Source organism: Aliivibrio fischeri ATCC 7744 = JCM 18803 = DSM 507, assembly GCF_023983475.1.
Lineage (GTDB): Bacteria > Pseudomonadota > Gammaproteobacteria > Enterobacterales > Vibrionaceae > Aliivibrio > Aliivibrio fischeri.
The window spans coordinates 1,425,107-1,449,309 of sequence record NZ_CP092712.1; the positions used below are offsets into that span (position 1 = coordinate 1,425,107).

22 protein-coding genes are annotated in these 24,203 nt (G+C 37.6%); 13 read left to right on the forward strand and 9 right to left on the reverse strand.

Annotation, left to right across the window (positions count from 1 at the left end; all coding sequences use genetic code 11):
* The first annotated feature begins 161 nt into the window (after nucleotides 1-161).
* The 7 genes from pyrD to rmf all read left to right on the forward strand — a co-directional run bounded on the left by pyrD (nucleotide 162) and on the right by rmf (nucleotide 8,802).
* Nucleotides 162-1,172: a quinone-dependent dihydroorotate dehydrogenase gene (gene pyrD / locus AVFI_RS06630; RefSeq protein ID WP_005419204.1), complete on the forward strand. Its 1,011-nt coding sequence runs from the start codon at nucleotides 162-164 to the stop codon at nucleotides 1,170-1,172.
* Between the two features lie 216 nt (nucleotides 1,173-1,388).
* Complete coding sequence (locus AVFI_RS06635) at nucleotides 1,389-1,931, forward strand: cell division protein ZapC (RefSeq protein WP_012533854.1); 543 nt, start codon at nucleotides 1,389-1,391, stop codon at nucleotides 1,929-1,931.
* A gap of 572 nt (nucleotides 1,932-2,503) precedes the next feature.
* A complete protein-coding gene (rlmKL, locus tag AVFI_RS06640; RefSeq protein ID WP_012534301.1) occupies nucleotides 2,504-4,621 on the forward strand; it encodes a bifunctional 23S rRNA (guanine(2069)-N(7))-methyltransferase RlmK/23S rRNA (guanine(2445)-N(2))-methyltransferase RlmL in 2,118 nt (705 codons plus the stop codon).
* Between the two features lie 6 nt (nucleotides 4,622-4,627).
* A complete protein-coding gene (locus AVFI_RS06645; RefSeq protein ID WP_005419207.1) occupies nucleotides 4,628-4,870 on the forward strand; it encodes a glutaredoxin family protein in 243 nt (80 codons plus the stop codon).
* Nucleotides 4,851-6,761 carry an ABC transporter ATP-binding protein gene (locus tag AVFI_RS06650; protein ID WP_011261895.1) on the forward strand — a complete coding sequence of 637 codons (1,911 nt, stop codon included), beginning with the start codon at nucleotides 4,851-4,853 and terminating at the stop codon, nucleotides 6,759-6,761. The genes AVFI_RS06645 and AVFI_RS06650 overlap by 20 nt, the downstream gene beginning before the upstream one ends.
* Nucleotides 6,762-6,769: 8 nt before the next feature.
* Nucleotides 6,770-8,428: a DUF3466 family protein gene (locus AVFI_RS06655; protein WP_054775389.1), complete on the forward strand. Its 1,659-nt coding sequence runs from the start codon at nucleotides 6,770-6,772 to the stop codon at nucleotides 8,426-8,428.
* 200 nt (nucleotides 8,429-8,628) lie between these two features.
* Nucleotides 8,629-8,802: a ribosome modulation factor gene (rmf, locus tag AVFI_RS06660; RefSeq protein WP_005419214.1), complete on the forward strand. Its 174-nt coding sequence runs from the start codon at nucleotides 8,629-8,631 to the stop codon at nucleotides 8,800-8,802.
* 198 nt (nucleotides 8,803-9,000) lie between these two features.
* Here rmf and fabA read toward each other — a convergent pair whose 3' ends face one another.
* Together fabA and AVFI_RS06670 are read right to left on the reverse strand one after the other, a co-directional pair.
* Nucleotides 9,001-9,519 carry a bifunctional 3-hydroxydecanoyl-ACP dehydratase/trans-2-decenoyl-ACP isomerase gene (gene fabA / locus AVFI_RS06665; protein ID WP_005419215.1) on the reverse strand — a complete coding sequence of 173 codons (519 nt, stop codon included), beginning with the start codon at nucleotides 9,517-9,519 and terminating at the stop codon, nucleotides 9,001-9,003.
* A 65-nt stretch (nucleotides 9,520-9,584) separates the two neighbouring features.
* The gene (locus tag AVFI_RS06670; protein ID WP_188863432.1) at nucleotides 9,585-11,255 is read right to left on the reverse strand and encodes an AAA family ATPase; all 1,671 of its coding nucleotides are present in this window, start codon (nucleotides 11,253-11,255) and stop codon (nucleotides 9,585-9,587) included.
* Between the two features lie 180 nt (nucleotides 11,256-11,435).
* Between AVFI_RS06670 and matP the strand changes: the two genes are divergently transcribed.
* A complete protein-coding gene (gene matP / locus AVFI_RS06675; RefSeq protein ID WP_011261898.1) occupies nucleotides 11,436-11,882 on the forward strand; it encodes a macrodomain Ter protein MatP in 447 nt (148 codons plus the stop codon).
* A gap of 51 nt (nucleotides 11,883-11,933) precedes the next feature.
* Here the strand turns inward: matP and AVFI_RS06680 are convergent, their stop codons facing one another.
* From AVFI_RS06680 to AVFI_RS06710, 7 genes are all read right to left on the reverse strand, one after another.
* Nucleotides 11,934-12,488 (reverse strand): DUF1439 domain-containing protein, encoded by a 555-nt coding sequence (locus AVFI_RS06680; protein WP_054775390.1) that lies wholly within the window; start codon nucleotides 12,486-12,488, stop codon nucleotides 11,934-11,936.
* A gap of 469 nt (nucleotides 12,489-12,957) precedes the next feature.
* A complete protein-coding gene (locus AVFI_RS06685; RefSeq protein WP_188864009.1) occupies nucleotides 12,958-13,359 on the reverse strand; it encodes a hypothetical protein in 402 nt (133 codons plus the stop codon).
* Nucleotides 13,352-14,539 carry a hypothetical protein gene (locus AVFI_RS06690; protein WP_188864008.1) on the reverse strand — a complete coding sequence of 396 codons (1,188 nt, stop codon included), beginning with the start codon at nucleotides 14,537-14,539 and terminating at the stop codon, nucleotides 13,352-13,354. Before AVFI_RS06690 ends, AVFI_RS06685 begins: the two co-directional genes overlap by 8 nt.
* Nucleotides 14,540-14,640: 101 nt before the next feature.
* On the reverse strand, nucleotides 14,641-15,999 hold the full coding sequence (locus tag AVFI_RS06695) for an ISNCY family transposase (RefSeq protein ID WP_199414927.1): 1,359 nt from the start codon (nucleotides 15,997-15,999) through the stop codon (nucleotides 14,641-14,643).
* A gap of 320 nt (nucleotides 16,000-16,319) precedes the next feature.
* Nucleotides 16,320-18,398: an ATP-binding protein gene (locus AVFI_RS06700; RefSeq protein ID WP_188863917.1), complete on the reverse strand. Its 2,079-nt coding sequence runs from the start codon at nucleotides 18,396-18,398 to the stop codon at nucleotides 16,320-16,322.
* Between the two features lie 10 nt (nucleotides 18,399-18,408).
* Nucleotides 18,409-19,593 carry an FIST signal transduction protein gene (locus tag AVFI_RS06705; RefSeq protein ID WP_081300324.1) on the reverse strand — a complete coding sequence of 395 codons (1,185 nt, stop codon included), beginning with the start codon at nucleotides 19,591-19,593 and terminating at the stop codon, nucleotides 18,409-18,411.
* A 97-nt stretch (nucleotides 19,594-19,690) separates the two neighbouring features.
* Entirely contained in the window at nucleotides 19,691-20,146 is a 456-nt protein-coding gene (locus AVFI_RS06710) for a hypothetical protein (protein WP_012534171.1), read from the reverse strand.
* Nucleotides 20,147-20,416: 270 nt separating this feature from the next.
* On the opposite strand from AVFI_RS06710, the gene ccoN reads away from it, so the two are divergent.
* The 5 genes from ccoN to AVFI_RS06735 all read left to right on the forward strand — a co-directional run bounded on the left by ccoN (nucleotide 20,417) and on the right by AVFI_RS06735 (nucleotide 24,197).
* Complete coding sequence (gene ccoN / locus AVFI_RS06715; protein ID WP_011261903.1) at nucleotides 20,417-21,847, forward strand: cytochrome-c oxidase, cbb3-type subunit I; 1,431 nt, start codon at nucleotides 20,417-20,419, stop codon at nucleotides 21,845-21,847.
* Between the two features lie 12 nt (nucleotides 21,848-21,859).
* On the forward strand, nucleotides 21,860-22,471 hold the full coding sequence (gene ccoO / locus AVFI_RS06720) for a cytochrome-c oxidase, cbb3-type subunit II (protein WP_011261904.1): 612 nt from the start codon (nucleotides 21,860-21,862) through the stop codon (nucleotides 22,469-22,471).
* Between the two features lie 10 nt (nucleotides 22,472-22,481).
* Complete coding sequence (locus tag AVFI_RS06725) at nucleotides 22,482-22,667, forward strand: cbb3-type cytochrome oxidase subunit 3 (RefSeq protein ID WP_005419228.1); 186 nt, start codon at nucleotides 22,482-22,484, stop codon at nucleotides 22,665-22,667.
* Nucleotides 22,664-23,635 carry a cytochrome-c oxidase, cbb3-type subunit III gene (gene ccoP / locus AVFI_RS06730; RefSeq protein WP_012533688.1) on the forward strand — a complete coding sequence of 324 codons (972 nt, stop codon included), beginning with the start codon at nucleotides 22,664-22,666 and terminating at the stop codon, nucleotides 23,633-23,635. The genes AVFI_RS06725 and ccoP overlap by 4 nt, the downstream gene beginning before the upstream one ends.
* A gap of 82 nt (nucleotides 23,636-23,717) precedes the next feature.
* Nucleotides 23,718-24,197: a FixH family protein gene (locus tag AVFI_RS06735; protein WP_017019643.1), complete on the forward strand. Its 480-nt coding sequence runs from the start codon at nucleotides 23,718-23,720 to the stop codon at nucleotides 24,195-24,197.
* Nucleotides 24,198-24,203: the final 6 nt, after the last annotated feature.

Genomic DNA, 24,203 nt, shown 5'->3' on the forward strand with positions numbered 1-24,203 from the left:
ACATTTTTAATCGGAAAGAATGAATATATAATAATTTTGATAAATGTGAGATGTCAGTTTGCAATAATTAATTATGAATAAAGTACGATTAAGTTTGAATTGTGAATAAAATCAGTGAATAATGTCTCCCCGTTTATACGGGACTTAATTTTGGAGTTACAATGTTATATCGCATCGCCAGAGCTGGCATTTTCAAACTTGATGCTGAAAAAGCACATGACCTAGCAATTCAAAATTTCAAACGCTTCAACGGCACTCCTCTTGATATCTTCTATCGTCAAAACCTTGCTTCTAAACCGGTAGAAGTGATGGGTATTAAATTCAAAAATCCTGTTGGCCTTGCAGCTGGCCTTGATAAAAACGGTGAATGTATTGAAGCATTTGGCGCTATGGGTTTTGGATTTGTAGAAGTCGGCACTGTAACACCTCGTCCTCAATCTGGTAATGATAAACCACGCTTGTTCCGTCTTATTGAAGCTGAAGGTATTATTAACCGTATGGGTTTTAACAACCTAGGCGTAGATAACCTTGTTGAGAACGTTAAGAAAGCTAAATACGATGGCGTTATCGGCATTAACATTGGGAAAAACAAAGATACGCCAATTGAAAAGGGCACGGAAGATTACTTAATCTGTATGGAGAAGGTATATCAATATGCAGGTTATATTGCGATAAACATTTCATCTCCAAATACTCCAGGACTTCGAACTCTTCAATATGGTGAAGCGTTAGATGATCTTCTATCTCAATTAAAAGAGAAACAAAAAGAGTTAGCAGAGAAATACGGTAAGTATGTTCCTGTTGCACTTAAGATCGCTCCGGATCTAGAAGACGATGAATTGACACAAATTGCAGAATCATTGATCAAATATAAAATTGATGGGGTGATTGCAACAAACACTACATTAGATCGTTCTATGGTTGAAGGCATGAAGCATGCTGAAGAGATGGGTGGCTTAAGTGGTCGTCCTGTTCAAACACGTAGTACTGAAGTTGTTCGTCGTCTTAAAGAATTACTTGGCGATAACCTACCAATTATTGGAGTCGGTGGTATTGACTCTTATGTAGCAGCAAAAGAGAAGATGGTTGCTGGTGCAGAGCTAGTTCAAGTCTATTCTGGCTTTATTTACAAAGGCCCAGGTCTGGTTCGAGATATTGTTAACAATATTTAAGGCTAAAATTTCAACAGTAAGTTGATTACAAGTGATTTTAACAAAGGGGAGAATAATATTTCCCCCTTTTTTTATTGCTAACCTCTTGTAAAATTAACAGTTAATTGCATCAATGAATTTTTTACGCGAAAACAGACGGAAATTTTCGCTATAAAATTGCATCCATTGATATTTGGCTGGCACGGGATTTTTCCCATTTTCAAGAGAGAATTCATAATGCTTAAACCTAGTGATACATGGACTTGGTATTACGATAATAAAGCACAATCTCTAATGCTTGATTTGGGCATGGATATGGTCTTTCGTGTAAACCTGCCACATAAAGTTCTCGTTGAAAGCGCATTTTCAGAATGTAAGTTCTCAGTGGATGATGCATCTGCCTATCAAATGTTCGTTGAACACATTTCTTATCTCCCTCTATCTGAGCCTCGTAAAGTAGAGCTTGCTCTTAATTGTGTAGCAGCTAAACGCTTTCATAAGCCTATGCTTCCTAAAAGCTGGTTTTTTGAGACTCAAAGTGATGCAGGCTATGCTCCAGAAGAAGGTGAAGTTATCTCTCTTAAGAATGATTTAGGGGAAGGGCACTTCATTATTGTTGAGAACTACGAATGTGCAAGTATGTGTATGTTAGTGGATATGGACGCATTTGCTCTAAATCCAACTAAATACATGGCGTTTTGTGAACCAATTAAAGTAATGCATGACCGTATGGCCCCAATGCAAGTAGTCAACTCTTCATACTATGCAATGGTAGGTTAAGGCAAAGCGACGTTTCCTTTCTTTGATACTGATATCAACTCCTCTCTAATTTAAAAAAGACACTTCAATAATAGTGATTAATAAAACCTATAGAACGGCCAAATACCGTCTTATTGGGTTGTATTTTTCTATCCAATCGTTTGCTTGAAATAGGCTAGTTAAATCGTGGTACTTAAGCTTCATAAAGAGGCTACGATGAAAACGCTCAACATTTAAACTCTTAAAAATGAGACCTAGAGCCAAGAAGTATAAAAAAACAACACTCAGAACAATAGTTTAGTACGTCTAGAAATAGGCTTTTTCCTTGTTATTTTCCCTTTTTATTTCATTCTGTAAGTAAATTACATGACCAAATTCCAACTGGTATAGTCCAGATTTGGTGGCGGGTATTGCTCTATTTTGTGTTTCTTTATGGAAACAAAGTTTGGGTTTGCTCTCTTGTTTGATTAATAAGCTTTTGTTTTAAAAGAAATTAAGTGGATAAAAGAGTTGTTATTTATCTGCTATCTAAATGTCCTATTTCATATAGATTCATGTATAATGCGAGGCAATTTAATAACGAAAAGAATCCCATGAAAAAATACTTAGCCATTACTTCTAAAGGCCTTGAAAACTTACTTGCAGATGAACTGATTGCACTTGGTGTGACTGACCCAAAAGTGGTTCACGCTGGTGTTAAATTCGAAGCGCCAATCGAGGTCGTTTATCGTTGTTGTTTGTGGAGCCGTATTGCTTCACGTTTCATTCAAATTCTTTCTGAGTTCGATGTCCGTGATGATATGGACTTATACCTAGGTGCCTCTTCAATTAATTGGCCTAGTTATTTCTCTGCTGATAAAACGTTAGTGGTGGACTTTAACGGTACTAACCGTGAGATTCGAAATAGTCAGTACGGTGCGTTAAAAGTAAAAGATGCGATTGTTGACCGTTTTACAAAGGCTGACTTACCACGTCCAAACATCAGTAAAGTAGAACCAGACTTACGTGTTCATATGCGTTTATCAGGCGAGAAAGGGATTCTTGGCTTTGATTTAGTGGGTTCAGGTTTGCACCAACGTGGCTACCGTACTGAGGCTGGTCGTGCACCACTTCGTGAAACACTAGCTGCAGCACTTGTTATGCGTAGTACATGGGATGAATCAAAACCTCTACTAGATCCAATGTGTGGTTCAGGTACATTACTGATTGAAGCGGCATTAATGGCATGTGAAATGGCTCCTGGTGTTAAGCGTGAGAAGTGGTGCTTTGAAGCACTGAATGATTTTGATGCTGAGCTTTGGGCTGAGATTCGTTCTGAGGCTCGTGTTAAGAGTCGCCGTGGCGTTAAGAAAGTAGATGCTCGTTTCTACGGTTTTGATCGTGATTACCGTGTCATTCAAACCGCTCGTGAAAACGCACGTCGTGCAGGTGTTGAAGATTTAATTACATTTGATGTGGGCGATGCAACCAAAGTTGAGCGTCCAGAAGGGTTTGAAAACGGTGTTATTCTTTGTAACCCTCCTTATGGTGAGCGTCTAAGTACAGAGCCTGCATTGATTGCACTGTACAGCGAATTTGGTCGTCAATTAAAAGAAGTATTTGGCGGTTGTACGGCATCTATCTATTCAAGCAATGATGATCTACTTGCTTGTTTACGTATGCGTGCAGATAAGCAATTTAAACTGAACAATGGTGCTTTGCCTTGTGTTCAGAAAAACTACTCAATTACTGAGTCTGCTGAACGTAAAGAAGCGGTAAGTGTTGAGGTAGCTCCTGAGTTCATGAACCGTCTTAAAAAGAACATTGGCAAGATTGGTAAATGGGCACGTAAAGAGAAGTTAGATTGTTACCGTATCTACGATGCTGACTTACCTGATTACAACGCGGCAATTGATGTTTATAAAGATTACATCATCATTCAAGAATATGCGGCACCAAAAACGATTTCAGAAGATAAAGCGCGTCGTCGTTTAACGGATATGATCCGTGCAACGGTTCTCGTAACGGGTGTTGAAACAAATAACGTTATTTTAAAAGTTCGTCAAAAACAATCAGGCAAAAATCAGTATCAAAAACTGGCAGAGAAATCTCGTTACTTTGATGTTGAAGAGTACGGTGTAAAACTGATTGTTAACCTACAAGATTACTTAGATACCGGTTTATTCTTAGATCATAAATTGACTCGTAAAATGTTAGGTGAAATGGCAGCAGGAAAAGACTTCCTAAACCTATTTGCTTACACAGGTTCTGCAACTGTTCACGCTGCTTGTGGTGGTGCTAAATCTACCATGACGATTGATATGTCTCGTACCTACTTAGAGTGGGCGCAGAAGAACATGAATACCAATGGTCAGACGGGTACACAACACCAGTTCTTGCAAGCTGACTGTTTACAATGGTTACAACAAGCGGACGGTGAATTCGATTTAATCTTTATCGATCCACCAACGTTCTCTAACTCTAAGCGTATGGAACAAACGTTTGATGTACAGCGTGATCACATTATGCTGCTTGAAAACTTAAAACGTATGCTACGTGAGAACGGTACTATTGTATTCTCTAACAACAAACGTAACTTCAAAATGGATGATGCGGCATTAGAGAAAGCAGGGCTTAAAGCGAAGAATATTTCTAAGCAAACTTTGCCTCTTGATTTTGCTCGTAACAAGCATATCCATAACTGTTGGATTATTACCCACAAGGAAGACTAAGAGATAATGATCACTCTCTATAGCACGGAAGGCTGCCACCTTTGCGAGCAAGCGTTTGACTTGCTTGTTGAGGTGGGTGTAGATATGGAACAAGTGGATACCGTCGATATTGCATTTAACGATGAGCTTTTCTCTCGTTACGGTGTCACTATTCCTGTAGTGGCGAATGGCTTATCTGAGCTAAATTGGCCCTTTGATGCATCACAACTAAAGAATTGGTTAGAAGATAATGGCATTACTTACAATTAATAACGGACAACTGGCTTTTGGCGATCATCCGTTATTAGATAAATCTGATTTCGCTTTACAAGAAAATGAGCGTGTTTGTTTGGTTGGCCGCAATGGTGCGGGTAAATCGACGCTTATGAAGGTAATTGCTGGTGACATCATTATGGATGACGGCAAATTGCAAATTAATCAAGATGTGGTGGTTTCACGTTTAGAACAAGATCCACCTCGAAATGAAGCGGGAACGGTTTTTGACTACGTTTCTGAAGGATTAGCAGAAGCGGGTGAATATTTAAAAGAATATCACCGTTTGCTTGATCTACTAGAGACTGACCCAAGCGAATCAAACATTAATAAGCTTTCTCGTGCTCAAGAAAAAATTGATCACTTAGGTGCTTGGCACTTTGATACGCGTATTAAATCGGTACTTGAATCATTAAAACTGGATGGTCATACACTTTTAACGGATTTATCTGGTGGTTGGCAGCGTAAAGCAGCACTGGCTCGTGCTTTAGTTTCTAATCCTGATGTTCTTCTTCTTGATGAACCGACGAACCACTTAGATGTGACAACGATTGAATGGCTTGAAACTTTCTTAAAGGACTTTAAAGGTTCAATTATCTTTATTTCGCATGACCGTGCATTCATTCAATCAATGGCGACACGTATTGTTGACTTGGATCGTGGGCAATTATCTTCTTTCCCTGGTGATTATGAAGGTTATTTACTTGCGAAAGAAGAGATGCTGCGTGTAGAAGCAGAGCAGAATGCCCAATTTGATAAAGTGCTGGCTCAAGAAGAAGCATGGATCCGTGAAGGTATTAAAGCGCGTCGTACTCGTAATGAAGGGCGTGTGCGTGCTTTAAAACAATTACGTCGCGAGCGTTCAGAACGTCGTGAAGTAATGGGTAAAGCGAACATTCAAGTGGATGAATCAAGTCGTTCAGGCAAGATTGTATTTGAAGCAGAAAAGATTAATTACGCTATTGAAGGTAAGACAATTGTTAAAAACTTCAGCTTTAATGTCATGCGTGGTGACCGTATCGCTTTAATTGGTCCAAATGGCTGTGGTAAGAGTACATTATTAAAACTGATGCTTGATCAATTACAACCTGACTCAGGCCGTTTGCATTGTGGTACTAAGTTAGAAGTGGCGTACTTTGACCAATACCGTGAAGCGTTAGATCCTGAAAAAACGGTAATTGATAACTTAGCCGATGGTAAGCAAGAAGTCACTGTTGGTGGCCGTGAGCGTCATGCATTAAGTTATTTACAAGATTTCTTATTCTCTCCAAAACGTGCTCGTCAACCAGTTAAAGCATTGTCTGGTGGTGAGAAAAACCGTTTATTACTTGCTCGTTTATTCCTTCGTCCTAATAATTTATTGATTCTTGATGAACCAACCAATGATTTAGATATCGAAACATTGGAACTTTTAGAAGAATTACTTGCCAATTATCAGGGTACGTTATTATTAGTAAGCCATGACCGTCAGTTTGTTGATAACACAGTTACGACAAGTTGGATCTTCGAAGGTGAGGGCCAGATCGAAGAATTCGTAGGTGGTTATCACGATGCACAGCAACAACGTGCTAATGTACAGGCCGCTCGTGATGCAATGGCACCTAAAGTAACCAAGAAGAAGCCTGAAACTGTTGAAGTTAAAGAAACAGCAGTGCAAGCGAAACCAAAGAAATTATCTTATAAGTTGCAGCGTGAGCTTGAACAGCTACCTGAACTTTTAGAGAAACTAGAAAACGAAATTACAGAACTTCAAGAGAAAGTGAACGACGCAACTTTCTTCCAACAAGAGCCTAAGGTAACTGAACCTGTATTGGCTCGCTTGGCTCAAGCAGAGCAAGAGTTGGAAGTGGCATTCGAGCGTTGGGAAGAACTTGAAGCTCTACAATAGGAAGTTAAATGAGTAGTAAATTACAATTAACCACATTAGCTGTTTTGGTGTCTGCTGCGCTTCCTGCGCAAGCAGCACTTTATAAAGTGGTGGAAGTAGCTCCAGGTGTTACTGGTAATGAAGCGTATGGAACTGCAATTCAGCCATCTGGAAATGATGCAAGTTGTTTTGATTCAGGAGCTATATCTGCAACATGTGAGGGGTATAAATTAGCAGGCGAAACTCGTAATCGTCCTGATGGTTTTTCATATCGTGAAGAAGTTCCTTTCGCAATGGATAACTCATTTGGCTATATTGAAGATGATTATGATGGTTTTGAAGACTACTGTTTTTATCAATTAGGTTATGCAACGTGTGAATACTGGGCTTCTGATCGTTGGTCTAGTTGGTACAACGAGACGTATAGCAGTAATACACCTAATTCATTAGCATTTATTGAAGGTAGTGCTGAAAAACCATCTGGTGCAATTAATACTGTTATTAACTCATTGGATCCTAGTGGCCAGCCAGTTGGTAACTTTAGTACTTCAAGTAAGCGTAATGAAGCTTTTTCTGCAGTAACAAATTCTACCTTAACATCAAAAGCTCAATCTCGAGCCTGGGCTAGTGATGGAACGTATACGGTTGGTAGCACTTCATCTAAGAGTGGTATAAGTGGTGAGCGTTATTATTACTCATCAGCGCCAGCTATTTGGAGTGCTTCAGGTTTTGTATCGATTCCAAGGGCTGGTGGATATGAAGTTGATGGAGATTATTACGCACAAGGCAGTATGCGTGATTTCTATATTGATAGTGCTGGTGGTAAGACTTATGGCGTAGGTTATAATAACTACAGCGATCAGCATATGAATGCGACTATTTTTATAGGTAATTCAGCGACACCGACTTCTGCTACTTGGAGCTCAGCATTAATTTATAATGCTCAAGTTGATATTAGTGGTGATAACATCAACTCTAATTCAGTAGCGACCAATATTAATAAAAACTTAGTTGTGGTTGGCCAAGCTAAACGATCTGGTGGCTTCCCGCAAAATGGTGCCGCATCGAATCGTTTGTTCATTGTTCCTGATGCATCAGCAAGTTCAATTAATGCTTCATTCTTCTACGGTGGTATCTTCTTTGATGGTGCTGGTGGTGAAATGGGTGGTATTAATAATTTCAATGAAATAGTTGGTCGCATCGATTCTGAAAACCACCGTGAATACGATGGTAAGCAGCGTCGTCAACGTGCATTTATTTACCCGTATGGCATGACACCTAAAACAGATTCTTCAGAAGAAACAGCAATTACTGCTAGAAGAGCGATATTTAAAAATAAAGCTTGGCTTCTTGATGATCTAACAAACGGTGGTTCTGAAAGCAGTAACAACAACCAATATCGTATCTATGATGCCAGTGACATCAATGATGCTGGCGTTATCTCAGCAACAGCGGTGAAGTGTTCTGGTGGTTATGACTCTACATCACATAACGCATATTGTGGAGATGGCAATGGAACTGAAAAAGTTGTGGCGGTTAAGTTAGTTCCAATTGCAGGGGCTGATGCTTCAGCAATACAGCCCCGTAGCTATGATAGTACAGCGACTGAACGTCAAGGTGCTGGTTTAGGCTTTGGTGCTTTGACCATACTAGGTTTATTTGGTTTCATGCGTAAACGAATTAAATAAAACTTAATTAATAAGATTAAGCCTGAAGTCACATTATGTGGCTTCAGGCTTTTTTTATACTTGAAAAACACACAAAATTAGTCGATTCTTAATATTGTCATCATGAAATGTTCATGATGAACCCTAACTAAATAAAAGGGTGAAGTAGTAAAGTAGTACATTTATGAAGCAACATGCTTTCCATCTATGAGGACTGAACTATGAAGAGACAAAAGCGTGACCGTTTAGAGCGAGCACAATCACAAGGGTATAAAGCAGGCTTAAATGGCCGCTCATCAGAGCATTGCCCGTATCAATCAATGGATGCTCGTTCATGTTGGCTGGGAGGCTGGCGGGACGCAAGAGACGACAAACAGTCCGGTTTGTTTAAGTAAACCCATAAAATAAAAAGAATTTTAAAATTAAAGCCTCTAGATGAGGCTTTAATTTTTTCTAGAGTTTATGAAAAATTAGTATTTAGAGTAGGTAATGTTAGTTACAAAATACCACTAACGCACTATAACTTGTTTGATGAGGGCAATAAAAAAGCTAGCCCGAAGCTAGCTTTTAGTCATTCTAAATGAATAATTTAATTAGAATGCAGATGTATCCTGGAAAAGACCAACTTTAAGATCTTTTGCAACATAGATTTCTTTTCCATCAACAAGTACACGACCATCAGCAAGGCCCATAACCAGTTTACGGTTGATAACGCGTTTGAAATCGATTTCGTAAGTTACTTTTTTCGCAGTAGGAAGTACTTGGCCTGTGAATTTAACTTCACCCACACCTAAAGCACGACCTTTACCTTCGCCGCCAATCCAGCCAAGGAAGAAACCAACTAATTGCCACATAGCATCAAGGCCAAGACAACCAGGCATTACTGGGTCGCCAGGGAAGTGACAATCAAAGAACCAAAGATCTGGAGTAATATCTAACTCTGCGATCACTTTACCTTTACCAAATGCGCCTTCAGTTTCAGACATCAGAGGGATACGATCCATCATTAGCATGTTTGGTGCTGGTAGTTGTGGACCATTTGGGCCAAATAATTCGCCACGGCTTGATGCTAGTAAATCTTCGCGATCATAAGAACTAGGTTTGTTTTGCATTAAAGTATTACTCCTAAATAAGTTGCAGAAATTCTAGCTAACACTTGTACTCATATCAAGTCGGATCAGCGCTGGTTAAACCAGTGTTTAATTCGACATAATAAAGCGGAACAATGAGTTGGATGATGTTCAACATCTTCAATATGTTGAGCAATTAAAGAGAAAACAGACTCATGTTCTTCTGACTGTAAAGGTAATCCCAATAAAATCTCAACTGCTTCTTCAACGTTATTTACAGGGTAGATAGTAAATAAGTTATCTTCTACAGCTTGAACGACATCATCGGAAAGTACAAGATTAATTCCATTTGTTGCTGGGATAATAACACCTTGTTCACCAGTTAACCCACGTTTTTGGCATAACTGGTAAAAGGCCTCAATTTTTTCGTTAACACCGCCAATAGGCTGAGCAGAACCAAACTGATCAACCGAACCTGTAATGGCGATACTCTGAGTTATTGGTTTAATTGATAGGGCACTTAATAATGCGCACAGTTCAGCTAAGCTAGCGCTGTCGCCATCAACTTCACAATAAGATTGTTCAAATACCATTGAAGCGGTAAAAGGTAAAGGTTCACGAGAATCAAGTTGGCTTAAGATATAAGCTTGCATGATCAACATGCCTTTAGCATGAATATTACCACCAAGTTCCACTTTGCGTTCAACATCAGATAGTTCACCATCACCAGTATGTACAACACAAGAAATGCGTGAAGCTTCACCATAAGAAATAGGGTGTCCTGGAACAGATACGACGGTTAGCCCGTTAATTTGGCCAACTTTTTCACCTTGTGTTTCAATAAGAATATTGTTTTCAAGAATATCGTCTAACGCACGTGATGGTAAATAAGATTCAATATAGTATTTAGATTCAATAGCACGATTAAAATCTGCGGCACAAACACTTGTTTTTGACTCAGAAGCTAATGAAGCATGAGCCAAAAATGAGTTTAGCCAAATTAAACATAAGTTTAATCGAGTTTGATCTTCACACTCACGCGCACCAACTTTTAATAATGGCAATAACGATAGGCCATCATTTAATGGTAAATGTCCGTTATCAGTTAATATCGCATTAATGAGTTGAACGTAAGCCGTTACGCTGTCACTTGATATTTTTGTATCAAATTCGTACTCAGAGTACATTGACATGCCGGCAAGTAAGTCGGGTTCTAACTGTTCAATTTCACCTAATAAAGCTCGGTCACCAACGATGAGCAATTTTACATCGACAGACAGTTGGTGGTTTGTTGCTTTAGGTGATTTAAGATCACTTGAAGGAATCGTTATAGAACTGCCTTGAAGTACGCTTTTTAATCTAGGCCATAAGTATGGATTAGCAAGTAAGATACTTGGCGATATAATTAAAAAACCACCATTAGCTTGCTGAAGTAAGCCTGATTCTAAATTGTCAGATTTATTATGGTAGATACCAAATAGCTCTGCTTCAGATGCACTTTCAGCAATAATGATTGGTACATCAGTATCCTGATCAACACGGTTCTTGCTATTATTCTTTAGCCATGTAGCAGCATATTCACGATAAACTCGGTTATCTAATGCGGTTAGCTGAAGTATATTAATGCCATTGATTTGAGAGAAATTCGTCAGTGCTTGAACTAATCGAGGTTGCAAAGAGTAGGCGTCTTGAACTTCAGATAAGAGTGCATTATTCAAATCGTTTTCGATATGCGCGAAATTTGGTGAAATTGTAAATGGCGTGTCTACTAACTGCATGCTTACTTATGACTAAAAAATAAAATCGATTATACATGACATAATGTAAAACGTCTGATTTTTCAGAGCTTACATTAGCAATTAGATCAGAATCTCATATTTGCTGTTATTTAATTGAACTTACCAGTGTCTACGGTTACACTGTCACCCAACATTTTCTTTTATAACGAGTGACTTATTATGAAATACCAACAACTTGAAAACCTAGAAGCTGGTTGGAAATGGATGTATTTGTTCAATAAGCACCGTATGGGAGAATCGATTACTTGTTATATTGATTCAAGTGAACAAAAAAAGTGGGTTGATGAGTTTGTAAAACTTGAACATGAACCCGTGAAAGCGCTTGAGTGGATTCAAAAACACATGAATCCAGATCTTGAAAATAAACTTAAGCAAGCAATAAGAGCGAAACGTAAACGTCATTTTAATGCAGAACAAGAACATACACGCAAGAAATCCATAGATCTTGATTATCGAGTATGGGAAAAGCTTTCATTAAGAGCACAAGATTTAGATTCAACGCTATCAGATACCATCGAATATTTACTTAGTGAAGCGTCAAAAACAGAAAAGGTTAGCCGAACTGTTTCTTCATTAAAGGCTGACTTACATGAGCTCCTGAAATAGGAGCTTTTTTCATTCCTCCTAATGCACTATAACTTAATTTCGTGTATTTAATTAATCAAATAACTCAATCACTAACTTATTGTTTTTTATAGCTAAATTAGGTTCAGAAGACTTAATAAAAGATTCTTTAAGCTTATTAGAATCGAGCTTATATGCAGGTTCATTTGAAAGTGCGTAGCCAATAATTGAAACCGCAGGCTTTAAAAGAGCAGCAATATCTTGCGGCAACTCGCCATTTTGATCTTCAAATTTTTCTAATCTAAGTGCTTTTAAATAAATTTCACCTGTTTTTTTATCGTATTCAGGAATCGCACTGAACTCTAGAGATAAAGCCATATTCTGGGTGAGTTGATTCATGATCTCAACATCAGCGGTTGTATTTGCATAAACAGCAATTCGATTGGCATCTACACGGCCAATAGTGACGTTAACATCCTCAACATTTACTTGCGCATAAAGCACACCAGGAATACCGACAGATTTTTCAACATGAACTTCATTAGAAAGATAATCTGTCATTTCTTGCTCGGTAACTGAATAGCTAGCACATCCAGATAATGAAAGAACGCAAGACAGAGATAATAGCATTGATTTACAGTGATTCATGGAAGTCTCATATTGAATAGTAATTAGGTATTGTGACAATGTAACCATTTAAAAATAACGGATACAGTTTACTGGTGGATTAAACTAATAACAAATTAAAACGTAAGATATCACCAAGTATTGACTTAGTGTCATGATAACTTAGCTGAACGGGTTACGCCTTAAATGAGTGATTTAAAGAAATGAATAAGAAACAGAAAACCAAGATAGTACTAGAAGCATAAAAAAAGCTTGAAACCATATAGAAACTAATAAGCAAAAATAGCATTTTAAAGCTGATTTTCTCTGATAATTAATCCAGTATCTTTGTCAATCCTATTTTAAAATGTCCTCTTTAGGGCAAGATAGAAATGTCCTTATTCTTTATATTGAAAGTAATAAGAATAGGGAGTATGAAAAAGACCTCATGAAAGAGGTCTTATGGATAGTTGAGTTAGAGGGGGAAGAGATGAATGAGTATCAGTAATACTTAAAATTTCTCACACTGTGAAATGTCTTTTACGTAATCGCGCATAAGATTTTTCTTGTAGCCTATTTTCTTAGGACATTCAATCATGTTATTAGGCTTTATCACTAAGTAATAATTAGCATAGTTAACACTTATTCCTACAATAAAGCCAAGCAATAGAGAGATATAAAACGATTTCATAGCACTTTTATATTCATTTTTTGTAATCAGAGACTTTACAGACATTAAAAGTGATATAAAACCAAAAATAGTAATCCCCCATGTTGCTATCAAGGGCATAGCAAAACTGCTAAACAATACCTTATTAACTTGTTCTATAGGTAATAATAATGGCTCAATTGTTCCATATGATGCATAAGTAAATGGAACAATTAAGAACAGTGATAATAATAACTTACGCATCGAAATTCTCTAAAACAAAATTGACAAGTTTCTTTTCAAAATCAGTAATCTGATCAACAGTCCAAATACCAAAACTAGCTGTTACTAAAATTATTGCGCTGCCTAAGAAAGTTGTAGGTGCTGCCAAAGTACCTATAGCTAAAGCAGTACCTGCCACAGCTAAAACATTAATAAGCAACTTAGCCTGATCAACACCTAACTTTCTTAGGGTATATTCATCGTTTAATACATACTGTAAAACGTTAATGGCTGAGCCCACCAATATCTCCATTGGAGCGGTAACTTTCACATAACGAGCCATGCCCTTAACGGAATCTAAAGCCCCCAAGCCCAGTTTAACAACTTGAGGATTAGAGGCTTTAAAACGATTACCTGCGAGTAACGTTTTCATGTGTTGTTTATAGCCTTTCAATATTAAGTAATCAACGCCATTATGCGTTTTTACATAAGCAGTGACACCAAATCCACCTAATTTTTTAGCGGTATCAAACGCATCGTAAACACCAGTAGCCGCGCCACCTATATTTTGAGTTTTATCGAGCATATCAAAAAATTCTGTCCATTCTTCAGGAGCAAGAACGGTTGTCTCAATAACATCTTGCGTATAAGTAACATGAATTTCTTTTTCTCCGTCTTCCGCGAGAAAATTATAAGGAGGCCAATAAGCATTTTTAGGATTAATTTCTGGCTGGAAAGAGGCATTACCTTGAGTCTCATTATTAACAAAACTCTGGCTCGCTTGAGTATGACTGTTTGATTCACCATCGAGCGATTGGGTAAACAAAGAAAGGGGAGATAAACATTTTTCACCAAATGGCTTTCGATATGCGGTTAATGACTCTAAACCGTCTTCAGTTGGTACTATACGATTTCGAATATTATCATTAAGAATTTTAGATGCTTTACACCCTCGATTTTCATCCGCTAAATCCCTTTGCTCTCTCGCTTCATACTCTGCATTCATCGTTTCAGTAAACACTTGTTGAGCTTCTTGGATCGTTGCGTATGTCACGCCTCTAAATACCTTTGAGTAAACCAAAGGATCATGCCCTAAATTCTGTTGTGTTGCTGTCTGATTAAAAAACATATCGACGGCTTGGTCGTACGTCACATGACTCACTAACCAATCAGCAGAGTGACGTGGGGCAAATGGAAAGCTTCGACCTTTAGGTGGCGGCATATTAAAACTCCAATAAAAGAGTTAATACTACCAGATAACTAAAAATCAAAACGCCTAAATACACCAAACAAAAACACTTTTTTACCTGTCATTTTGTATGGTTATGCTTTCTTTGAAGTACTTGCCTTAAATGTAGAAGGATCAGCAAGTACAGGATTTAACGCCCTCAATTGTTGTGCGATGGCTCGTTTTTGTGCCGTTCTTTTCGGTGCATTTTTACTGCGCTCACGAGCCTGATTTTTTTCAAACTCTTCTTGTTTTTGTTGTGCAAATTTAAGCACTTGCCCTAAACGCTTGTTATCAACAACACGCCCTTGATCTATTTTTGCAAGTTTGTCGAATACTTTAAAGTTTAAGGTTCGATATCCATAACGAATTGAAATTGTACCATCAGGGTAATCCAGCACTTTAACGCTTTCATTCACTAACTTAGCATTTTCTTCTGTATTTTCAATTAAATAAACGACTTTATCATATTGAAATGTTAATGATTTACTCAGTTTTCTTATTTCTTGCCACGAGAATATATCAGTGAGTTCATCTTTACTTTCGCGTACTGGACGGTGCATGTCTTTAGGATAATTTGCAGGTTTTGCAAATCGTTGATTAAAATCAGCAATGAAATAGGGTAGCCATGCATTGGCTTCCTCAATCGTATTTATATGCTGCAATCTCATCTCTTTAACTAAACGATCTTGTAGTGTTAAATTCGCTCGTTCAACACGTCCTTTTGCTTGAGAGCTATTCGCACATATTAATTCAATCCCCAAATCATGCAGCATACGACCATATTGAGTAGGATGTTTAGACTCAACGGCTTGCTTATTACTAGAATGAAAAATGGCATGTCGGTCGCTATAAAATGCCACCGGTTTACCATGCTCATCAATGTATTCACGTGTGGCCATCATATAATCAAAAGCCGATTCCGTTTCACTGAATCTTAAATTCATCAAGCGTCCCGTAGCATCATCAATGAAAACCAATAAACAACATTTTGAGCTACGACCTTCAAACCAATCATGATGAGAGCCGTCAATTTGGATCAGTTCACCAAGGCAATCTCGACGATAACGGGGTTGATAAACTCTAGGTTTTCGCTGTGAATGCGGGGTCCATAGTTGCTCTGCGATCATCCATTGCCTAAGCGTTTCTTTAGAAATGTGGATATCATGCAGTTCGATGAGTTTTTCACGAGCTAATGTCGGGGAAAAGTCGGCATAACGCTCACGAATAATAGTTAATATCTTTGCTCGGTGCTCAGGTGGATAACGATGGTTACTCGGCTTTCCTCGTGACAAATGAACAAGCCCAGCCGCACCATATTCACGCAAGCGAGTCATTAACCGTTGAACTTGTCGAACGCTGAGGTTTAGGTAAGTCGCAGCATCAGCGCGTTTTAATCGACGTTCACACACATCTTGGATCACTTTAAAACGATTTATATCTTGGTCACTCATAGTAATCAACATCTCGTTAACTCCGTAGCTGAACAAATAATATACAATCATTACTGTACGCTAAAGAGACAATTTAATCTTGCTAAAAAGTGACATTACTACTTTGCTCCTACAATCTTAGTGCGCATTATGTATATTATGTTAAATATGGTTTGGGTTAATATAGATTGTTGCTTGTCATACTGCACTATCTCTTGTCTTCATTACTTTCAGCTTCAATTTAACCATAATCGTATTTACCATAAAATAGCTAATAATCATTAAATAATACTTCGTATTTATCCATTGATTATTAGCCTCATTCTTACAAGCTAAGTTACTTAACAACTGTATTTGATCAGAATATTTGATAAGTCTTTTGCTCTGATTGGTTTTGATATGAAATCGTTCATGCCAGCTTCCAAACACATTTCTTTTTCTGTCTCCATGGCATGAGCTGTAATTGCTATTATAGGTAACTCTATACCTAATTTTCTTAATTCAGTTGTTGCGCTGATACCATCTTTAACTGGCATTGATACGTCCATAAGAATCACATCAAAAAAACGACAATTTGGCTGATGCTTAAATATTGAAATGGCCTCTTCACCATTACTGACTATTGATACATGGTGGCCTTGTTTTTCTAGCAATATCTGAAGAACAGCCTGATTTGCTTTATTATCTTCTGCTAACAAAATATTTAAGTTACGCTGATTAACCAATTTTTTATCTTCATTATTTAACTGTTTCGGTAAATCGCGGATTTCTTTTAAAGGCAGAGTTATCTTAAAAGTACTGCCGACATTTAAGCGACTCTCTACTGTTATCGTACCTTGCATTAGTTCAACTAAACGTTTAATAATGGCTAAACCAAGGCCAGTTCCACCATATTTTCTGGTTATTGAACTGTCTGCTTGCACAAATGGTTTAAACAATTGCTCTAGTGTTGTTGAAGCAATGCCAATACCAGTATCACTAACTGATATAGATATTGAATTATTAGCCAACTTCTCAATTTTAACAGCGACATGTCCATGATTAGTAAATTTAATCGCATTACCAACTAAATTGAAGATTACTTGAGATAACCTAGTTGCGTCAGCAAAAACATATTTAGGTACATTTTGTGACGACGTAACAGTTAAAATTATCCCTTTATCTTTAGCTCTTGTATCTAGAAAATTAATAGATGTATTTAAAGATCTTAATAAATCAATTGGTTGTTCATTTAAAACAAATGTCCCTGCTTCAATTCTTGATATATCAAGCACGTCACTGATTATTGTAAGCAGTAATTGAGAAGAACTTTCCATTTGATTTAGCCAATCTAGCTGTTCTTCTGAAAGCAAGCTGCCATGAAATATATCCACAAGACCAAGTATTGAGTTTAATGGCGTTCTAATTTCATGACTCATCATTGCTAAAAATTGTGACTTTGCTTTGTTTGCTTTTTCAGCTTCAGTTTTAGCGGTTTGAATATCTTTAATGCGTTTTTTTCTCGCTGAAATATCTTTTGCTGTTCCTCGGTAACCAACAAAAGTACCAAATTCATCAAAAAATGGTTTACCGCTAAGACTTAGCCAGACTTTGTTATTGAAAATATCAGGATTCCATTCAACTTCATGAAATGGCTCAAGTCTTTTTTCTGATTCTATTATCGTAGAGTTAATAAAATCATTACTGATCAAGCTAAGTAGGTTTTGAGAAATGATTGATGTGTTATTTATTTTGGTATCAGACAAGTAAGTAAAATTAAATTGAGGATCCGTTTCCCAAAACCAGTCACCGACGGTTTCAGCAAAATCTTGAAAACGTTCTTTACTTAAGAAAAGCTCTTTTGTTTTAAGTGAGACCATTGCGTTAAGACGTTCTTTATAATCAATATCAATGACTGCCCGCTCAACTAATGGCATAAAGCGCTCTATTTTATCTTTTTCTAATGTCGAATAAGCACCAAATCTTGAGCATGCTAAAATTATTACAGCATAACCAGAATGGGATTTCAGGCCACATATTGCAACGGAAGAAAACAGGCTTTGTAGAGCTGAGTTCTTAAACAAGAATGCCTCTGTTTTATGTGGCTGGAACAATACAATGGTTTCATCATGACAGGCACGATAAAAGAGATCGTTATACGACCATTTTAAATTATCAAAATATGGATTTGTTGATGCTAATACAGAGAAACTGTCTTTATCCGTAGATGAAACCACAATGGCATTATCAAATTCGACAAATTCTTTAATGACATTTAATAAACCATTAAAAATATCTTCTTTCGTTTGAGCATCAGAGATAGCAGATAAACCACGCAAAATAACTTGGTTTTCTTTATGAAGTTGAGCTTCACGTTCTTTGCTTCGTTTTAATTCCAACAGTATCTCTTGAAATTGTTCTTTTTCAGAATGATTTTTCACAGATAAATACCTAGTTATGAAATAAAACGGTTGATACCATTAAATTACCGTGAGCATTTTCCCCACCAGTAAAGCGACCTTGTTCACCAAAAGTAAATGGGCAAATATAAGGGGCTCCATGCATCGCCGTATTCACCGAATCACAAACATCTAACATAGAAGATTTAATGTGCATCATTGAACCTGCACAAAAAATATTAATACCACCAATCGGGACAAATTTCTCTTGTTTAAAATTCGTTGCAGAGTCAATAACTCGTTGAGGCCGCGATATAATTTGATCTTTTTCTCCATACATAACAAATACTTCTTCGCCCTCATATATATTAGCGAAGCATTCAATCCCTCCGTCATTCGTTATTTTAGTCGGATGTGCCAATTTGAAGTATGGAATATCATACATATAGCCGGCAATACGTCCGAATGGGTATTGAGCCATATTTTCCAATAAATTAGTTCTTTTGTTTAACAAACAAGACATATTCGTCCACTCTTTATAAACCTCTAGAGCAGGACGGTTATCTATTTCATAAATAGTTCGTTGGTCAGTTTTCGTGGCTATGCCAGAGACATTTGAAGGTGCATAACCAGAATGAAACGAGTAAGAAACTTTACAGGAAGGATAGAAAACAGAAATGGAAATACCACTTTTCACACAACCATCTTGAGTAAAGACACTCCATAAACCTTGGTTATGATTGTCTGCGGCTGTACCTCCAATAAGTGGAACTGGAGAACCAAAGAAAGTATCAATAACTGAAATTATTTTTTCTTCATGGCCGGAAGTTGCATGTAATAATACTAAAGAAGGTAATTCCCCTTCTCTACCACTATCTTTAATCGCTTCCTCTAGTAGGTGGATTGTTAATGACTCTATATCATAGTGAGAAACAAACTGACTGATACTTGTCCCATAGCAACCTAAACCGGAATCGAAAATTCCCCATACTGCTATGGAGTGATCATCCGCAAACCCCTGATCGGTCATGATCCCTTGACAAGACGTACATCCATGAATTTTACTGGACGGAAACTGACTTTTTAGTGTCGAGATGATCGTTTCTTTATTATGTCTCTCAGTGAAATAACATAAAATTAAATTTGGAGCAGATTGTTCAGTAGCCATATTTCGGATACAGTCATATACGGCATCATATGAATTGTTTTTTTGCGAAACACCACTAATTATCTTCAAAATTGCTCCAAATAGTCATATTTATATGTATATTCTACATATTTATGTTCGAGCGATTGATTTTTGAACGTTATCTATTTAACCCTATGAAAAGAAATTATTTTTTTGCAGTAAATGTGATTTCTTCACTTTTTCCACCTGTTGCAATCACAACTAACCATTCCATTTCATTATGTTTACATTTAGGTACAAAGGTTGAATAAGACGCTACACCATCGCTCTTTAATTCTTTTGTAAATTTCAATATGCCCATATTCATGTCGACACCTTTCGCTTGAAGGTTAAAGGCAAGATCTTCACCTTTAATGTTAACAATCATTTCGGCATTTTGTTGTATCGGTCTTGAAGCAACATCAATAATGATTTGATTATTATCAATATTAATCAAACATGCTTCTTCCGTTACATCACATATATTTGATAATTCACTGTCCGATGTTAAACCACTTTCAGGAACGTAGGTAATTGTTCTCCAAGTAAATGCGGCGATTAAGACAAATAATAAGAAAATAAGTTGAAATAAACGGGGGCCTGTTAACTTTTCCACTGCCATAGTTGTAAAAACCTTTGTTATCTAGTTCAAAAAAAGAGAAAAAATGTTGCTTAACCGTAAATTTAATGTGGCCACCAACTGTCATTCAATTTTTAAGTGAAGTATCATTGATGCCGAAAATGCCATTTTTGCATTAAAAAAGGATATTTCAAAATAAAAGAGTCACAAATTTAATTATTTAGAAATAGAATTTTGGATGGCATTGCGAACATTTTGTTCGCACTAAGGAAAGTAAAGTGTAGTTAATAATAAAAGTGGAAGCATGCAATTATGAGCCAAGTACAGCAGCATGAACAAAACTACAACTATACCGTTGTTCGTCAGTTCTCTTTAGTTACCATACTTTGGGGTATTGTTGGCATGGGTGTAGGTGTACTAATTGCCGCTCAGTTAGTTTGGCCGCAACTAAATTTCGACACACCATGGTTAACGTATAGCCGTTTGCGTCCTCTGCATACCAATGCAGTAATATTCGCATTCGGTACAAGTGCCCTGTTCGCAACATCTTATTATGTTGTGCAGAGAACTTGTCAAACACGTTTGTTTGGTGGTCCATTAGTTGCGTTCACCTTCTGGGGATGGCAAGCAATTATTCTAGCAGCAGCAATTACGTTGCCTCTAGGTATTACATCAGGTAAAGAATACGCAGAATTAGAATGGCCGATTGATATCGCTATTACACTAGTTTGGGTTGCGTATGCCATCGTCTTCTTTGGAACCTTGTTTAAGCGTAAAACATCTCATATTTACGTAGCTAACTGGTTTTTTGGAGCCTTCATTTTAACCGTTGCTGTTCTTCATATTGTGAATAGCCTTGCGGTTCCTGTATCTCTAACAAAATCGTATTCAATGTACTCAGGTGCAGTAGATGCGATGGTTCAATGGTGGTACGGCCATAATGCGGTAGGTTTCCTTTTAACTGCTGGTTTCTTAGGCATGATGTATTACTTCGTACCGAAACAAGCAGAGCGTCCAGTTTACTCTTACCGTTTATCTATTGTTCACTTCTGGGCATTAGTTTCTCTTTATATCTGGGCTGGTCCTCACCACTTACATTACACTGCACTACCTGACTGGACTCAGTCACTTGGTATGGTGATGTCATTAGTTCTATTCGCACCATCATGGGGCGGTATGATTAATGGTATTATGACGTTATCTGGTGCTTGGCATAAACTTCGTTATGACCCTATTTTGCGTTTCCTAATTGTTTCTTTGTCCTTCTATGGTATGTCGACATTTGAAGGCCCAATGATGGCAATTAAGTCTGTAAATGCCCTATCTCATTATACTGACTGGACAATTGGTCACGTACACTCTGGTGCTTTAGGTTGGGTTGCAATGGTTTCAATTGGTTCTTTATATCACTTAATTCCTAAGCTATTTGGTCAAGAGCGTATGTACTCTGTATCACTAATCAATGTTCACTTCTGGTTAGCGACAATTGGTACCGTTTTTTATATTGTGGCAATGTGGATTTCAGGTGTAATGCAAGGCTTAATGTGGCGTGCAGTAAATGCTGACGGTACATTAACGTACAGCTTTGTTGAATCATTAGAGGCGTCATACCCATTTTACTTCGTTCGCTTTATAGGTGGTTTAATCTTCTTATCAGGAATGTTCTTACTTGCATACAATACATATAAGACCATTACTGCTCCGAAGAACAGCCTAAAAGCTATTCCACAGCCGGCACAATAAGGAGACCATGTTATGAGTTCTAATCGTCATGAAATCATAGAAAAAAATGTTGGTCTTCTTGCGGTTCTTATCGTTGTTGCTATTAGTTTTGGTGCATTAGTTGAAATTACGCCTCTAATTTTCCAAAAACAAACAACGGAACCAGTAGAAAACCTACGTACTTATACTGCTCTTGAAATGGAAGGCCGTGATATCTATATCCGTGAAGGTTGTAATGTTTGTCATAGCCAGATGATTCGTCCATTCCGAGCTGAAACAGAACGTTACGGTCACTACTCAGTGGCTGGTGAAAGTGTTTGGGAGCATCCATTTTTATGGGGCTCTAAACGTACAGGTCCTGACTTAGCTCGTGTTGGTCAGCGTTACTCTGATGAGTGGCACCGTGTTCACCTTATCAACCCTCGTGATGTTGTTCCTGAATCAAATATGCCTGGCTTCCCTTGGTTGGAAGAAAACGTACTTGATGGTGAACTAACATCGAAGAAAATCGCCATTTTCCGTGATAATTTTGGTGTTCCATACACTGAAGAAGACGTGAAAAATGCTTCAGAAGAAGTAAAAGGCAAGACTGAAATGGATGCATTAATTGCATACCTTCAGTCTCTTGGACATGCAATGAAGTAAGGAGGTCCCTATGGACGCTGGTACTATTCATGCAATTTGGACGGTCATACTGTTTTTAAGCATGGTAGGCATTATTTTCTGGGCATACAGTAAAAAACAAAAAGCACGCTTTGAAGAAGCGGCGAATTTAGTTTTTGCTGATGAAGAAGAAAATACTACTTCAAGCAACAAAACGACAGGAGTTGACAAACAATGAGTACTTTTTGGAGTCTCTGGATAAGTGTCATTACCATTGGTACGTTGGTTGGTTGTGCTGTTTTACTTCGATTCTGTTTAAAAAATACAACAGGTATTGAAGAAGGCGAAGACATGGGCCATGAATACGATGGCATTCGTGAGCTTAACAACCCGTTACCAAAATGGTGGTCTTATCTTTTTTGGGCAACGCTAATATTCTCGATTGTGTATTTAATCCTTTATCCGGGATTAGGTAACTTTAAAGGAGTATTAGGTTGGACAAGTTCGGATCAAACCGTTCGAACAATTGAAGAATCTCGCGCATCTATCGAGCGCTCTCATAAGGAGAAAACGCTGGATCAATTTGCACGAGAACTGGACGATGCAAATACGAACTTTGGTGAAACATTTTCAAAACTTGCATATAAACCAGGAACGTCTGATTTCCGTGAAATTACAGACATAGCTAATGATGATGAAGCACTAAAAGTTGGACAACGTCTATTTTTACAAAACTGCTCTCAGTGTCATGGTTCAGATGCGCGTGGCATGATTGGCTTCCCTAATCTAACTGATACAGCATGGTTATATGGCGGTGAACCACAAGCAATCAAAACGACTATTATGGAAGGTCGTATTGGTAACATGCCTGCTTGGGGTGATGCTTTAGGTGCCGATGGTGTAAAAGAAGTTGTTTCTTATACGCTTAGCTTATCTGGTCGTAAAGTAAATGCTAAAGAAGCGGCAGCAGGAAAACAACGTTTTGTTGTCTGCGCAGCTTGTCACGGTACAGATGGTAAAGGTAACCCGGCATTAGGTGCTCCTGACCTTACTGATCAAGATTGGCAATTCGGTGATTCACGAGCTGCTGTAACTGAAACTGTGACTAATGGCCGTCAAGGTGTTATGCCTGCATGGAAAGACGTATTAGGTGAAGAAAAAGTACAACTTCTATCTGCTTACGTTTGGAGTTTAAGCAACAAATAATATAATAAAAGCCTCTGTATCATCAGAGGCTTATTCTTTTCTTATTCGTTTTGAATAAGAGTCTTTTATAGGAATTATTACTATGCCTCAACCTTGGTATAAGCAGTTCTGGCCTTGGTTTCTCATTATCCTTCCAGCCACTGTTGTTGTTGCCTGTATTACAACGTTTGTCCTTTTTGTAGAGAATGATGTTGATCTTGTTGCTGAAGATTATTACAAAAAAGGAAAAGCGATTAATGTTGATCTTTCTAAGATTAAAGTCGCTCAAAACTTAGCTATTCACGCTCAAGTCCGTAATCTTGATAACGTTATTGAAATAAAGTTAGATAAAGGGAAGTTAGAACATAACCCTGCTATTAAGGCTATCTTTACTCATAGAACATTACCAAATCATGATTTCTCGCAGATCTTAACCTCTGATGCGAAAGGCATTTACCGCATTACATTAGAAGAACCTATTACCGGTCCTTGGTTTATTGAATTACTACCACATGACAGTTCATGGATGGTTCAAGGCCGAACTAACTTCCCTAGCAAAGATTTTTTCCCTTTAGGTAAATAATTAAAA